The organism is Desulfobacter vibrioformis DSM 8776 (genome assembly GCF_000745975.1).
Classification (GTDB): domain Bacteria; phylum Desulfobacterota; class Desulfobacteria; order Desulfobacterales; family Desulfobacteraceae; genus Desulfobacter; species Desulfobacter vibrioformis.
Window position 1 is genome coordinate 256,040 of record NZ_JQKJ01000001.1, and the last position, 12,354, is coordinate 268,393.

A 12,354-nucleotide genomic window follows, 5' to 3' on the forward strand; every position below is an offset into this window, starting at 1 on the left:
TCATTGTTGCATGTAAATCAACTTTTAACGGAGGTAAGTAAATGGCGAAGCATGAAACTCCTTTACTGGACGAGCTGGAATCCGGCCCGTGGCCTAGCTTTGTTTCTGACCTGAAACAGCAGGCAGAAGTCAGAGCCAAAAACGAAAAAGGCGTTGAATTTCAGATCCCCCAGGATTGCGTAGACGATCTTCTTGGTGTTTTGGAACTTTCTTACAAACATGGACGTACCCACTGGAAACACGGCGGGATCGTTGGTGTATTCGGTTACGGCGGCGGCGTTATCGGCCGTTACTGCGACCAGCCCAAACTGTTCCCCGGTGTTGAACATTTTCACACCATGCGCGTAAATCAGCCCTGCGGTAAGTACTACAGCACAGAATACTTGAGAAAACTGACGGATCTGTGGGACTTCAGAGGTTCCGGAGTTACCAATATGCATGGCGCCACCGGCGATATCATTCTTCTGGGTACCACCACTCCCCAGCTTGAAGAAGTGTTCTGGACACTGACACATGACTTCAACCAGGATCTGGGCGGTTCCGGTTCCAACTTAAGAACTCCGGCTGACTGCCTTGGCCAGTCCAGATGTGAATATGCCTGTTACGACACCAGCGCACTTTGCCATTTCCTGACCAACGAGTATCAGGATGAGCTGCATCGTCCGGCTTTCCCCTACAAGTTTAAATTTAAATTTGACGGCTGTCCCAACTGCTGTGTTGCCTCCATCGCACGTTCCGATATGTCCTTCATCGGTACCTGGAAAGACGACATCCGCATTGATCAGGACGCGGTTAACAAATATGTTGAAAATGATCCTGCTTATCCTGCCAATGCCGGTGCCCATAAAGGTAAAGACTGGGGCCCCTTTGACATTGAAAAGGAAGTTACCGGACTTTGCCCCACAGGCTGCATGAAGTTCGAAAACAAAAAACTGACCATTGACAATGCCAACTGCACCCGCTGCATGCACTGTATCAATGTTATGCCCAGAGCCCTTAAGGTGGGTAAAGAGACTGGCCTGTCCATTCTCTGTGGTGCCAAAGCGCCGATCCTTGATGGTGCCCAGATGGGTTCTCTGCTTGTTCCTTTTATTGAAGTTAATCCTGACAATGATTACGAAGAAATTACAGAAGTTATTGAAAATGTCTGGGATTGGTGGATGGAAGAGGGCAAGAACCGTGAACGTCTTGGCGAGCTGATCATGCGTCAGGGCTTCCAGAAACTTCTGGAAGTGACCGGCATTGAAGCGATGCCCCAGCATGTTGCCTATCCGAGAACCAACCCCTACATCTTCTGGAAAGAAGACGAAGTGACTGGTGGCTGGGAGCGTGACGTTGAAGAATACAGAAAACATCACTTAAGATAAAATAGGGAGAATCATAATGGCATTTATTTCTACAGGGTATGATCCCGGGAAACCGATGGAAAACAGGATCACCGACATCGGTCCCAGAGACTACAACGAATTTTATCCTCCTGTTATCGCAAACAATAAAGGCAAATGGTCTCATCATGAAATCCTTGAGCCCGGCGTACTGGTACACGTTGGCGAGTCCGGAGATGAAGTATACACCGTAAGGGTTGGCGGATGCCGCCTGATGTCCACCTCGCACATCAATGAAATCTGCGATATTGCGGACAAACATTGCGACGGGTATGTTCGGTTCACCACCCGTAACAACATTGAGTTCATGGTTGATTCCAAGGATAAAGTAGAGCCTTTGAAGAACGATCTGGCTTCCAGAAAGTTCCCTGGTGGTTCCTTGAAGTTCCCCATCGGCGGTACAGGTGCCGGTATCACCAATATCGTTCACACCCAGGGCTGGATTCACTGCCACACCCCGGCAACAGATGCCTCCGGTACTGTAAAGGTCACCATGGACGCCCTGTTTGATGATTTTCAGCAGATGAAAATGCCGGCCCAGCTCCGTGTTTCCATGGCATGCTGCCTGAACATGTGTGGTGCGGTTCACTGCTCTGATATCGCCATCCTCGGGTATCACAGAAAACCGCCAATGCTTGATCATGAATACCTGGACAAGGTTTGCGAAATTCCCCTGGCCGTTTCTGCCTGCCCCACCGCAGCCATTAAACCTGCCAAGGTGACCCTGCCCAACGGTACTGAAGTAAAATCAGTTGAGGTTAAAAGCGAACGTTGTATGTACTGCGGTAACTGTTACACCATGTGCCCCTCCATGCCCCTTGCCGACACCGAAGGTGACGGTATTGTTCTCATGGCTGGTGGTAAGGTGTCCAACCGTATTTCCGATCCCAAGTTCTCCAAGGTTGTTGTGGCCTTCCTGCCCAACGAAATGCCCCGCTGGCCGTCCATGACCGAGGCCATCAAAAAGATTGTTAACGCCTATTCAAACGGTGCCAACAAATACGAACGTCTGGGCGACTGGGCAGAAAGAATTGGATGGGAAAAATTCTTTAGTGCTTGTGAACTTGACTTCACCCACCACCTGATTGACGATTTCCGTCAGCAGGCATACATGAGCTGGCGTCAGTCCACTCAGTTCAAATTCTAGTCAGGATACCTGACACGTATTTGAACATTATTTAATATTGGATGGACCGGGGCACATTTTGTTCTCCGGTCTATCCCTTTAAAACCAAAGGAGTCTAACATGAGCAGCGACCTTCTCAATGATAAAGAGGCAGCCCAGAAAGCCGTTGTTGACTGGCTTGAAAAAAAGGCAGGCAGCAAAACCAAATTCTACATTAAAGACTTTTACAAAATTTTCCCCGATGACAAACCCCGGGAAATTAAAAAAGTTGTTAACAAAATGGTTGAAAACGAAATCCTTGAATTCTGGTCATCTGGATCCACAACCATGTATGGTCTTAAGGGTGCTGGAATCCAGCATTCCTCCGAAGGCGAAGAATAGAATTTAATTGCTTATTCCATGATCGCCAGTAGGGAAAAAATCCCTGGAGTTGTGATTGCCGGACTCAGGGGTGGTTCAGGCAAGACAATAATATCCCTTGGGATAACTGCCGCATGGAGAGCCCGGAATATAACAGTGGCCCCGTTTAAGAAAGGCCCTGACTATATTGACGCCGGCTGGCTATCACGGGCAGCCGGTCGCCCCTGCTATAATCTTGATACCTATCTGTGCGCCCAGTCGGTCGTACAAGCCTCTTATCTTGCCCATTCTCAATCCTGTGATATTGCCATGGTCGAGGGCAACCGCGGCCTTTACGACGGTATTGACATGAATGGGACCACCTCCACAAGCGAACTTGCCAAGCTGCTGGATCTGCCGGTGGTACTGGTGCTGGACTGCACCAAATCCACCCGAACCATGGCTGCTGTACTCATGGGCTGCATGCAGTTTGACCCGGATATCAATATTTGCGGGGTTATCCTTAACCGTCTGGCAGGAAAGCGTCACGAGGGAAAAGTTCGGGCAAATATTGAACGCTTTTGCAATATCCCGGTTCTCGGTGCATTGCCAAAGCTTAAGCAGGAAGATTTTCCTGAACGTCATATGGGACTTGTTACTTCCGAAGAACACGAAGAAAGCGATGCGTCCCTGGCCCGGGCAAGGCAGGTGGCCTTGGATAATATTGATACGGATGAACTGTTTCGGCGGGTCATTTCGTATAAGGGGCATGGCCTGCCGGTTGTTGACAACGCACGCCAGGACGCTATTCCGAGCGTTAATACGGAGAAAAAACCAAAGGCGGCAACGAATAACTTCAATGGACCCCCCAATGTTACCATTGGTGTTGTCCGGGATTCCGCATTTCAGTTCTATTATCCGGATAATCTTGAAGCCTTAAAAAATCTGGGGGCCCGGATTAAATTCATCAGCCCTTTATCCCAGTCCGACATCCCCGATGTTGACGCCATCTACATGGGCGGCGGCTTTCCTGAAACCCATGCAGCCCAGCTGTCTGCCAATCAGGCATTCAGGGATAATTTAAAAGCCCTGTCCCGTAAAGGCCTTCCCATTTATGCCGAGTGCGGCGGCCTGATATTTCTTGGCGAGAGCATTTGTCTTGATGATGTAGTTTACACCATGGCCGGAATTCTGCCTTTACGGTTTGGGCTTTCCAAACAGCCCCAGGGTCATGGCTATACTGAAGTCGAGGTGGTGAATGAAAATCCCTTTTATGCCAGAGGCGAAGTGTTGCGCGGCCATGAATTCCGGTACTCCAAAGTGCTGTCCATTGATTATGGTGATACTGCCATGGCATTTAAAATGACCCGGGGCAAGGGGATTCTTGAAAAAAAGGACGGATTTTTCAAAGACAATACCTTTGGCACCTACACCCACATCCATGCCCTTGGCACCACCTGCTGGGCACCCTCCCTGATTGCCCAGGCCAGACGATTTAAAGCATCAGGACCGCAAATTTTATAATCAGCGGTCCTTACGCTGGTACCGGAATTTCAAATTTCCAAATCCCGCCGTCCCTTTCCTGCTAAATAAAGCCTGTGGCAGGCGTTTAACGATGTTATCCGTTTTCACAGGATAAGGGGGAGCCAACCGGATCGTTCTTGCCCCGGATCTCCTCATATAAAAGATCCCGCCATAAATTTGCTTTGGCTTCGGTCATGTCCATCCGGTCCAGCACCGTCTGCCAGTTCCGGTCTTTTGAAATGGGGCAGGATGCGTCTATCCCCAGGATGCAGGTTTCTTTAAAATCGTATGGAAAAAGTCTGCAGATCAATGGCCGCCGGTTCAGGGGAAGCAGGCATCCCCTGTCTGTGGCCAGGTAGCACTGTTTATCCGCCCCTCTTTTTAATACCCGGACCTGATGGTCTTCTGACATGATCATGGGTAGCCACAACGGGTCATAATCCGGTTCTATATCCGTTAGTACCGGGGGCTCGACAGTATAAAAATCAGATGCTTTCAAATAATCGGAAATACGGGAAATATCTCCGGGTGTCAGGTAAATCTGGTATCCTTTGCAGCATGATTTGCCAAGGCTTGCGCAGATTGCACAAGGCATAACCATAAAAATACTCCAGAATCGGTTTCAAGATAAAAACCGGTTAAAAAACCGGTCTGGGTTCCATGGGCGTATAAGCAACTTAAGTGCCATCTGTTTGATGTTGTGATAATAAGACGATGGAGCCATTCGGGGTTATTATTCAGGTCTCTGACTGTCCGTTTTTTTAAAAAACCGGACATGGATTGTCCTGATATTATCAGGTGCATACCCATAATAATTTTGGTTTTCCTGGGTGACAGGGTAGCGTTAATTGCTGTGTTGAAACGGCACTATTTTTGCTTTATTGCCTGAAGGCCCTGAGTCTTGCCAGGGCCATATGATTAAAATGTTAATTCAGGAGGATGTATGAAAAAATTTGCATTGTTGTTTTTCGGGGCGCTGCTGAGCCTGGTTCTGGTAACCTGTGCCTGGTCAGATATGGATATTCAGGAAGGATCCTGGGAAATATTAATTGAACCGGATTCAGCCGGAGACGGTTCTGAAAATAAACCCAATGTGTTTTCCTGCTGCCTGTCCCAGTCCCAGCCGGTTCCGGTTGATCCTTCAAAGGGAAACCGGTGCGAGTATTCCGATACCGAATATGACGGGCAACAGGTGGTGGTTACCCGGACCTGCAAAGATGAAAACGGCAAACTTCTTGAAACCCGGATTGAAATGATTTTTAACGGGAACACCATGGAAGGCTATCTGCATACCATTATTGAAGATCCAGATGGTGGCGTGTCGGATTTGACTGAATATATGACCGGCGAATTGAAAGGCCCCTGCCCGGCATCCAATTAATCTGGTGCCACAACGTTGATACGAATGCCAAGGCGGGCCATTTCGGTTGCAATACTGCGGCTGAGACCAATACGCCCGCTTTGGTCCCACGCGAATTGGCCTGCACCCGGTTGTCTGTCAGACCGGCCAAAGGGGTGATGAAAACAACATCGTCCTGTTTTCCGACGACCCATTCTTTTCAGGGTTTTGCGATATTATAAAATTCGTCAAAGCCTTATCCAACGAACTTCTTTAATCGCTTCCTGCCTGCGAATCAACGGATTTGCCGGTATGATTGTTATTTGTTTTTTTTCTGAATGCTGCTTTCCTTCTTCTTTGCTTCTTCTCGACTGTCCTCGATGATTTTGTTTTGCTTTTTCTGAAGACGACACCTCCTTATTAAAATAGGGATATTGAGTGTTTTTCACAGAATCATATTTTGACGTGAGAAAAGCAACTTAAACTTTAACCGGAAAAATAATTTGTACTGTTTTTACAACAGGCAGCATTTATTGTACATTTTTTGATGCTCTGAATTCCTGCTATTTTTTAAAAAAAGCTTTTATAAAAAAATACACACGCACGTAAAAAATCACTTGAGGATATTTACACATAGATGTAAATTAAATTCAAGCAAAGGGGGAATGAATGAAGAAAGAAAAACTGCTGAAAGCCATCAAAGAAAAAGGAGCCATCATGATTCGCCAGGGCGGCTCCCATGAAGTATGGGAAAGCAAAAACGGTTACAGATTCACAGTTCCCCGGCATGCCGAGATAAAAGAAGGCACGGCAAAAGGCATTATAAAACAAGCAGACAAGTAAAGGAGGTGCCAATGGATATTTATTACGCAATTTTTTCACCGGATGACGACGGCTGGTCCGTCCGGTTCCCCGATGCCCCTTCCGTGAACACCTGCGGAGATACTGTTGAGGAGTCTCTTGTAATGGCTGTGGACGCATTAAGTGCCATGATGGTTCTGGGCCGCAAGGGTCGGGAATATGAAGCCCCAAGGGGTTATGCTGAAATTAAAAAAGAGGCGAAGCAGGGAGAGCTTGTTTTCCCTGTGGTGCCGTCAGAAAAAGCCATGGACGAATATCGTCCTAAAAAACGAATTAACGTCATGGTGCCAGTAGATCTGCTGGACCGGGTGAATGAGTATGTAAAAAAACAGGACGGGCTTGATAGATCCCGGTTTATTTGTGGGGCGGTTGAACGGGTTTTAGAATGAACCGGATTTTCTTTCTCCAAATTTGGAGATCATGGTCTTTCCAGGGACATGATATTTGATTTTACTGAATTCGGTATCATGTCTCTGGAATTCGTGCAAAGTTTTCTGAGGCCGGTATGGAAACGATTTTATTTATACTGAGCGCCGTAATACCCGCCTTTTCCTTTGTCTAAGGAGTGCTGATCGCTAATTTGGGTCACATCCGTGATATCGTGCCACGCCATTTCGACGACATCAATGACCTCCTCGAAAATATTGTTTCCAGAAATTTCGTGGATTTGCTCATTCTCTTTGATGAGCTGAATGGTTTGATAAGCACCGTATTCATAATCCTTCTGGAGTTTTGCAATAAGGGACTCCTTGTCCATGTCACATAAGCGTTCAACCAGATCAATAATGTCATTGGTTATAGGACCAAAGGGCGGCAGATAAGGCACGACGTCATAAATGTATTGGAATGGAACAATCGTATACGGGAACTTGGCAATAAACTCCTTGTCGCCACTGCGCGGGGCTGCAAATACATTTAGCCCTTTAGGGGCTGGACGGTTGTCTGCATGCCAAAGGGCTGCGAAGACAACGGCCATGGCAGCACCTTTACTGTGGCCCGTAATATAAACGGGTTTATCTGAGCCAAGCTTTTCTATCTCGTTAATGATGCCATCATAAATCGTTTGCACCGCATTAAGGAAGCCCTGGTGTACTTTGCCATCAACACCATGATGTGGAACCAATTGAATATTAAAATCTTCAAGCCAGTCCGCGATTGAGCAAAATATGTCTTCTAAGGTTCCGAAGGAACTTAAGGTTCCCCTGAAGGCTACAATGATGTTTCCATTAGTCTCACCAACAAGGGCTGCATTGGTGCCCTGAACGATGGCCGCGGGGGTCTCCAACCAGTCCACCGGTTCATAGTAGTTGAAATAATACTCTCCAGTTGGCGCTTCGAATTCGATTTGCGTGGATTCGAGCATTTCGGCGCATCTGCTTGCGCACAGCATCTTCTTCAGCATACAGGTCATTTTTGTATCCTTTTTCGTGTTTGGTGATAAGTATTGCCACAATTTTTTTTACCGTGGATGCGTCTCTTTGTTCCATATTTCTTCCTGAGACGTTTATATAACTTCAAAATTAGCTGCAATGCCTTTTTCTGAAGCAGTGGATGTAACATGCCTAAAAGAAAGCAATTGAATACAGCGGGCTTAGACACCCAGATTATGCGGGATGGGATATTAACGCCCGTCAACATAGGGCATTAATATCCCATTACATCATTCTACCCTACTGGTTGTATTATACGGTTATTCATAGTGACATTGTCGTTCGAGATCTCAATAGTGCTGTCGGCTTTAGCCTTACTCCATGTCAGGAAATCGTCAAATCAAATATGGTTCTGGACAACCCCAGTTTTCTATTATGTTATTATGAATTTGACGGTTTGCCCTCCAGAGCACTTTGGTATGACTTGTGGTTCTGTGGTGTGCGCATCGCTCCAATGCATTCCACCAGTATTATATTTCCATTCAATCTTTATTTTTACCTCTTGATTTTTAACATACTCGAGATTTTCAGTTGATGAATCCGTAGTTTTTGAAGCTATCTTCCAAGGCCCAAAGTCCTCGGTTCGCCATTTTTCTCTTTCTGTGTCATAATATTGAGCTTTAAGAATTTTGATCTCTTGGGCTCTATCGTTGGTGATTACAAATTTTACATCTTTACAAGCAGCCATAACTCCTCCTTTGTAGAAAAAATGTTATGTTTAGTTAATCAAACAGAATAGGCTAATTATGGTTACAGGCAGATTATGCCTATTCGTTTTAGATAGAACAGCTTGAAATAAAAATATAACTTAGCTCTGACTCACTTGCCTTGTATCATTTAGCTGAATAGATGTATATCGGGTAAACCCTTAGTTTTTTATTGTTTTTTCGTATGGATAGGGATAGATTTTATTGGAGATCATTCCGGGTGAACCCCGACGTTTTGGCAACTGTGACATGGAAATAGAAGATCTAAAAGCAGAGCCCCGGCCAGTGACAGCTTGATTCATTTTTTTGGGGATTGTGTGCTGATTACTTTTTGATCCGGTTGTTTTTTTAAACTTGATTTTGTAAGATGGCAATGATTTATAACGCTCTACGCTCCAAAAATAATTCAAGAGAATTTCATGTTCTGATGTTTTTTTTATACCGATGAAAATTCTCTTAAGAATGAAAAATAAGGCAAATCTGTGTTGATTATGAAAAAATACGATATGTTACATGTCACGATTGTTTTTATTTTTATATTCTTGATGACAGATCCTTCCTTTGCCGGGAATAAAACAGATACCTATATTGTCGGCGTTGAAAATATTGAATATCTTCCGCATTACACGATAGAGAACTCTGAATATGGTGGTTTTGCACGTGAACTGTTTAACCTTTTTGCCCAGTATGCAGGTATTCGTTTCACATATCGTGCATTGCCGGTTAATCGATTATTTACGGAGTTGGTTGAGAAAAAAATAGATTTCAAATATCCTGATAACCCGCGCTGGCATACGGACATTAAAAAGGGAAAGTCTGTTGTTTACAGTAACGCGGTTGAACAATACCTGGCTGGTGCTGTGGTGCTCCCTGAACGAAAGGGGCTTGGCGTTGAAAACGTACAAGCTTTAGGAGCAATTTTAGGCTTTACGCCTCTGCCTTTCATGGATTTCATAAAAGCTGGGAAAATGACGATCCATCCAAATCAACATTTTGACAGCTTGTTGGCGCAAGCCCTTCTCGGGCGTATTGATGCGGTTTATCTTGATATAAATGTAGCTTCATACCAATTGCGTGAAATTTTCAAACAACCTGATGCCCTTGTATTTGACCCCAGTCTGCCCTATTCAAAGTCCTTTTTCGCCCTCTCTACAACCAAGCACCCTGAGCTGATCAACGTGTTCAATCAATTTTTGATCAAAAAAAATAGAGAGATTAACGTTTTAAAAATGAAGTATTTTGATATAATTGATTGGTCTGAATATTAAACAACATATCAAATTCGTTTGCAAATTATGTCTTGAGGAGAAGTGCCGTGCCGTAATTTAATTTTTTATAAAAAGATTGAATAATGTTCCCATACAATAAAAATATAGTCAGATTTAAGCATAGTGTCGGTCGCAGATTTATTGTTTTTATTCTCCTTTTTAGTTCAGCCGTCACCTTTCTGGGGACTTTGCTACAACTTTATGTTGAATATTCCAGCGATATAAAATCCATACAAAAAACATTTAAACAAATTGAGTCGAGCTACCTGCAGAGTCTGAGTACCAGTCTGTGGGTCATAGACAGACAACAGGCAGATATATTGCTCAATGGGATTCTGCAGCTGCCCGATATTCAGCATCTTGAAATATGGCAGGACAAACAACTTTTCAGCTCGGCCGGGAAACCTGAGCCGGATAGCATAATTCAACATGAATTTAAGCTTGTTCACACCTATAAGGGACAGGATAACGATTTAGGTATTCTAATCGTCACTGCAAGTTTAAAGGGCGTATACATACGGTTATTGAACAGGCTTGCTATAATTTTTGTTACACAGGCCATAACAATTTTTCTTGTATCAGCGTTTATATTTTTCCTTTTTTATATGCTTGTTGGCAGACATCTGGTCTTCATGGCCAGCTATGCAAAGAATTTAAATTTTGAAGAACGATATATCCCTTTAAAATTAGAGCGGAAACATCAAAAATATCAGGATGAATTGGAACACCTTGTTCAATCCATTAACGCCATGAATGAAAATCATATCAATCATATAAAAGCTGTCAAGTTAGCTGAAAAAGAAGCTGAAAAAGCTGAAAAACGGTTAAAGAGATTGATTGAAAAATCGCCTTTGCCAATGCTCATTACCCATAAGAATCAGGACATCTTATTCATGAATGACAAATTCACTGAATTGTTCGGTTATACGATAAATGATGTCTCAACGGCCGACGAATGGTGGAAGATTGCCTATCCAAACGAAATCTATCGGGAAAAAGTCAAACAGTCTTGGATCAATGCCGTTGAGCGTGCCCAAAAAGAAAAAAAAGAAATTAAAATGCAAATATGGGAGTTGACGACAAAAGAAAGATCAAGGAAGACCTGTGAATTTTATATGGTACCGCTTGATGAGATCGGCCTGATAATCATAAATGACATCTCCCACCGGGAAACGGCGCAATTAGAAAAAGAAAACCTTGAAAAACAACTTCAACAGGCCCAGAAATTGGAATCAATTGGAAGGCTTGCGGGTGGTATTGCTCATGATTTTAACAATATGCTTAGCATCATTTTAGGTAATTCGGAGATGCTTATGGAAGATCTCGGGGCGAATAATCAATTTCTTTGTAATGTTAAAGAGATCCAAAAGGCAGCAGAGCGATCTGCAGCGCTCACACGACAATTGCTGGCTTTTGCGCGAAAGCAGACGATTTCTCCCAAAACCATTAATTTGAATACGGCAATTGAAGGAATGCTAAAAATGTTAAAGCGGTTAATCGGAGAAGATATTGATTTGTCGTGGTCCCCTAAAAAAGATTTATGGTCTGTTCAGGCAGATCCTTCTCAAATTGATCAGATGTTAGCCAATTTATGTGTAAATGCCAGGGACGCAATAAAGGATGTGGGTAAGGTCACCATAGAAACGGATAACGTTTATTTTGATGAAGAGTATTGCATGGCCCACCAGGGATTTAAGCCCGGGAATTATGTTTTAATAGGAATCAGCGACAATGGCTGCGGGATGGATGAGGAGATCCTTGACAATTTGTTCGAACCTTTCTTCACTACAAAAAAAATCGGAGAGGGAACAGGTCTTGGTTTGGCGACCGTTTATGGCATTATAAAACAAAATAAAGGGTTTATACATGTATATAGTGAACCTGGAGAAGGCACTACGTTTAAATTGTACATCCCCCAGCATGAGGATCCAAGAGTAGAAGATGCCGTAATCAGTAGTGAAACAGTTCAACAGGGGTCCGAAACAATACTTCTTGTAGAAGATGAAGCGTCAATTTTAAAAATGACAAAAATTATGTTGGAGCGACTGGGATATCATGTATTGGCAGCCAATACGCCGGATGAAGCAATACGCATTTGCAGCCGGCCAGGGATAGCGATCCATCTATTGATGACCGATGTTGTTATGCCTTCCATGAATGGGCGGGAGCTGTTCAAAATTGTTATAAAATTATTTCCTGATATAAAGCACCTGTTTACGTCTGGATATACCGCCAATGTCATTGCACACAGGGGAGTACTGGATGAGGGGTTTAATTTCATAAACAAACCGTTTTCAAAACAAGACCTTTCCATCAAAATAAGATCGATACTGGATGAAAAATAATAAAAATAACCCGGGCTTTTGACATTAAAC

Annotated in this window: 12 protein-coding genes; 9 read left to right on the top strand and 3 right to left on the bottom strand. The window is 44.1% G+C overall.

All coding sequences use genetic code 11. The features are described from left to right. The first annotated feature begins 41 nt into the window (after positions 1-41). The 4 genes from dsrA to Q366_RS01105 all read left to right on the top strand — a co-directional run bounded on the left by dsrA (position 42) and on the right by Q366_RS01105 (position 4,374). A complete protein-coding gene (gene dsrA, locus Q366_RS01090) occupies positions 42-1,367 on the top strand; it encodes a dissimilatory-type sulfite reductase subunit alpha (RefSeq protein WP_035235559.1) in 1,326 nt (441 codons plus the stop codon). A gap of 16 nt (positions 1,368-1,383) precedes the next feature. Then, positions 1,384-2,532: a dissimilatory-type sulfite reductase subunit beta gene (gene dsrB, locus Q366_RS01095; protein WP_035235560.1), complete on the top strand. Its 1,149-nt coding sequence runs from the start codon at positions 1,384-1,386 to the stop codon at positions 2,530-2,532. A gap of 99 nt (positions 2,533-2,631) precedes the next feature. Then, positions 2,632-2,892, top strand: a complete 261-nt coding sequence (locus Q366_RS01100; protein ID WP_035235561.1) for a dissimilatory sulfite reductase D family protein — start codon at positions 2,632-2,634, stop codon at positions 2,890-2,892. An 18-nt stretch (positions 2,893-2,910) separates the two neighbouring features. Beyond that, the gene (locus Q366_RS01105; RefSeq protein ID WP_035235562.1) at positions 2,911-4,374 is read left to right on the top strand and encodes a cobyrinic acid a,c-diamide synthase CobB; all 1,464 of its coding nucleotides are present in this window, start codon (positions 2,911-2,913) and stop codon (positions 4,372-4,374) included. Between the two features lie 94 nt (positions 4,375-4,468). Here Q366_RS01105 and Q366_RS19960 read toward each other — a convergent pair whose 3' ends face one another. Beyond that, positions 4,469-4,975, bottom strand: a complete 507-nt coding sequence (locus Q366_RS19960) for a YkgJ family cysteine cluster protein (RefSeq protein WP_051957743.1) — start codon at positions 4,973-4,975, stop codon at positions 4,469-4,471. Positions 4,976-5,317: 342 nt separating this feature from the next. Between Q366_RS19960 and Q366_RS01115 the strand changes: the two genes are divergently transcribed. The 3 genes from Q366_RS01115 to Q366_RS01120 all read left to right on the top strand — a co-directional run bounded on the left by Q366_RS01115 (position 5,318) and on the right by Q366_RS01120 (position 6,963). Then, positions 5,318-5,755, top strand: coding sequence for a DUF3617 domain-containing protein (locus tag Q366_RS01115; RefSeq protein ID WP_035235563.1), 438 nt, complete (start codon positions 5,318-5,320; stop codon positions 5,753-5,755). Between the two features lie 627 nt (positions 5,756-6,382). Beyond that, complete coding sequence (locus Q366_RS20650) at positions 6,383-6,556, top strand: type II toxin-antitoxin system HicA family toxin (protein WP_084691649.1); 174 nt, start codon at positions 6,383-6,385, stop codon at positions 6,554-6,556. An 11-nt stretch (positions 6,557-6,567) separates the two neighbouring features. Next, complete coding sequence (locus tag Q366_RS01120) at positions 6,568-6,963, top strand: type II toxin-antitoxin system HicB family antitoxin (protein ID WP_035235564.1); 396 nt, start codon at positions 6,568-6,570, stop codon at positions 6,961-6,963. A gap of 128 nt (positions 6,964-7,091) precedes the next feature. Here the strand turns inward: Q366_RS01120 and Q366_RS01125 are convergent, their stop codons facing one another. Both Q366_RS01125 and Q366_RS01135 read right to left on the bottom strand, forming a co-directional pair. Then, positions 7,092-7,985 carry a lipase family protein gene (locus tag Q366_RS01125; RefSeq protein WP_035235565.1) on the bottom strand — a complete coding sequence of 298 codons (894 nt, stop codon included), beginning with the start codon at positions 7,983-7,985 and terminating at the stop codon, positions 7,092-7,094. 392 nt (positions 7,986-8,377) lie between these two features. Then, a complete protein-coding gene (locus tag Q366_RS01135; RefSeq protein WP_035235567.1) occupies positions 8,378-8,692 on the bottom strand; it encodes a hypothetical protein in 315 nt (104 codons plus the stop codon). 510 nt (positions 8,693-9,202) lie between these two features. Here Q366_RS01135 and Q366_RS01140 point away from each other — a divergent pair. Continuing rightward, positions 9,203-9,979, top strand: coding sequence for a substrate-binding periplasmic protein (locus tag Q366_RS01140; protein WP_051957744.1), 777 nt, complete (start codon positions 9,203-9,205; stop codon positions 9,977-9,979). A gap of 83 nt (positions 9,980-10,062) precedes the next feature. Further along, the gene (locus tag Q366_RS19965) at positions 10,063-12,324 is read left to right on the top strand and encodes a hybrid sensor histidine kinase/response regulator (protein WP_051957745.1); all 2,262 of its coding nucleotides are present in this window, start codon (positions 10,063-10,065) and stop codon (positions 12,322-12,324) included. Positions 12,325-12,354 lie beyond the last annotated feature (30 nt).

What these genes read in the sequence shown, in the direction of transcription:
- Q366_RS01100 (WP_035235561.1), top strand. Translation starts at nt 2,632, where the DNA reads ATGAGCAGCGACCTTCTCAATGATAAAGAGGCAGCCCAGAAAGCCGTT.
- Q366_RS01140 (WP_051957744.1), top strand. Translation starts at nt 9,203, where the DNA reads ATGAAAAAATACGATATGTTACATGTCACGATTGTTTTTATTTTTATA.
- Q366_RS01120 (WP_035235564.1), top strand. Translation starts at nt 6,568, where the DNA reads ATGGATATTTATTACGCAATTTTTTCACCGGATGACGACGGCTGGTCC.
- Q366_RS01115 (WP_035235563.1), top strand. Translation starts at nt 5,318, where the DNA reads ATGAAAAAATTTGCATTGTTGTTTTTCGGGGCGCTGCTGAGCCTGGTT.
- Q366_RS19965 (WP_051957745.1), top strand. Translation starts at nt 10,063, where the DNA reads ATGTTCCCATACAATAAAAATATAGTCAGATTTAAGCATAGTGTCGGT.
- Q366_RS19960 (WP_051957743.1), bottom strand. Translation starts at nt 4,975, where the DNA reads ATGGTTATGCCTTGTGCAATCTGCGCAAGCCTTGGCAAATCATGCTGC.
- Q366_RS01135 (WP_035235567.1), bottom strand. Translation starts at nt 8,692, where the DNA reads ATGGCTGCTTGTAAAGATGTAAAATTTGTAATCACCAACGATAGAGCC.
- dsrA (WP_035235559.1), top strand. Translation starts at nt 42, where the DNA reads ATGGCGAAGCATGAAACTCCTTTACTGGACGAGCTGGAATCCGGCCCG.
- dsrB (WP_035235560.1), top strand. Translation starts at nt 1,384, where the DNA reads ATGGCATTTATTTCTACAGGGTATGATCCCGGGAAACCGATGGAAAAC.
- Q366_RS01125 (WP_035235565.1), bottom strand. Translation starts at nt 7,985, where the DNA reads ATGACCTGTATGCTGAAGAAGATGCTGTGCGCAAGCAGATGCGCCGAA.
- Q366_RS01105 (WP_035235562.1), top strand. Translation starts at nt 2,911, where the DNA reads ATGATCGCCAGTAGGGAAAAAATCCCTGGAGTTGTGATTGCCGGACTC.
- Q366_RS20650 (WP_084691649.1), top strand. Translation starts at nt 6,383, where the DNA reads ATGAAGAAAGAAAAACTGCTGAAAGCCATCAAAGAAAAAGGAGCCATC.